Here is a 1,229-nt window from a genome sequence, read left to right as displayed (position 1 = left end):
TGTCGTCTTATCAGCCCAAGCAACTGACAAAGGTGTAAATAAAGCAACCGATAAACTGTTTCCCATTGCCAATACCCCCGAAACAATTAGAGACTTGGGCCTTGATGGCTTAAAGGCTTATATAAAAACCATTGGCCTGTTTAATGCAAAAGCAGAAAACGTCATTAAAACATGCAACATACTGATAGATAAGCATAATAGTGAGGTCCCACAAACCAGAGAAGAGCTTGAGGCTTTGCCTGGTGTAGGAAGAAAAACTGCAAACGTGGTATTGAACACGGCATTTAAACAAGTTGCCATGGCCGTCGACACGCATATTTTTAGAGTGTCCAATCGGACAAAAATCGCACCCGGTAAGAATGTACTGGAAGTTGAAAAGAAGCTTCTTAAATTTGTTCCCAAAGAGTTCTTATTAGACGCTCACCACTGGCTTATTCTTCACGGACGTTACACATGCGTTGCCAGAAAACCTAAATGCGGCGCCTGCTTAATTGAGGACTTATGCGAATTTAAAGAAAAAACCGGCGAGTAATTACTTACTAGCCGGTTACAATAATTATCCTGAATTAGGGGCTACTGTCGAATACCTTCGATGTTCAGCTCAATTTCTACGTGTGTCGAAGCAGGGCCCAAGTTACGGGTAATACCGTAATCAGCAAGCTTTAAGCTCGTCTTACCGGTGAACCCAGCTCGATAACCACCCCAAGGATCTTTCCCTTCACCCACCTTTTCAACCGGGAAACTAATACTTTTACTTACCCCATGAAGCTCGAAATTCCCCGTTACTATCGCACTATCTTCATCAATCGCCTTAAAGTTCGTACTTTTAAAGGTCGCAAGCGGAAACTTCTTAACATCTAGGAAGTCATCACTTTTTAAATGCTTATCACGTTCAGCATGATTGGAATCAATACTATCAGTTTGAATTGTCACATTAATTGAAGATTTTTCAGGTGCTGCAGCATCATAAGAAAAACTACCGTCAAACTCATTAAAGCGCCCTAAAAGCCAGCTATAACCCAAGTGCTTTATCTTAAAGGAAACAAATGCATGCGCGCCCTTTACATCGATCGCATAATCAGCGGCATTCGCAACACCTACTGGGCCAAGAGTACCAAGCGCCAATAGACCAGATAAAATTAACTTCTTCATATTATTCTCCTAAGTTGGATTTGAGACTTATTTCCCCGACCGTAACATTTTGACCAAGGTTGTATCTTTATCAATAA

The 1,229-nt window shown here is 41.3% G+C and carries 2 protein-coding genes; one reads left to right on the top strand and one right to left on the bottom strand.

Features of this window, described 5'->3' with window-relative positions; all coding sequences use genetic code 11:
• Window positions 1-532: endonuclease III (gene nth, locus A3763_RS21255; RefSeq protein ID WP_068760475.1), on the top strand; the 532-nt coding region annotated here is incomplete at its 5' end.
• A 41-nt stretch (window positions 533-573) separates the two neighbouring features.
• Here the strand turns inward: nth and A3763_RS21250 are convergent.
• Window positions 574-1,152 carry a YceI family protein gene (locus A3763_RS21250; protein WP_068554554.1) on the bottom strand — a complete coding sequence of 193 codons (579 nt, stop codon included), beginning with the start codon at window positions 1,150-1,152 and terminating at the stop codon, window positions 574-576.
• Window positions 1,153-1,229: the final 77 nt, after the last annotated feature.

The sequence above is a fragment of the Oleiphilus sp. HI0128 genome (assembly GCF_001635365.1).
The sequence above is the reverse complement of the archived record's forward strand: the minus strand, read 5'-3'. Positions and strand labels throughout refer to the sequence as shown.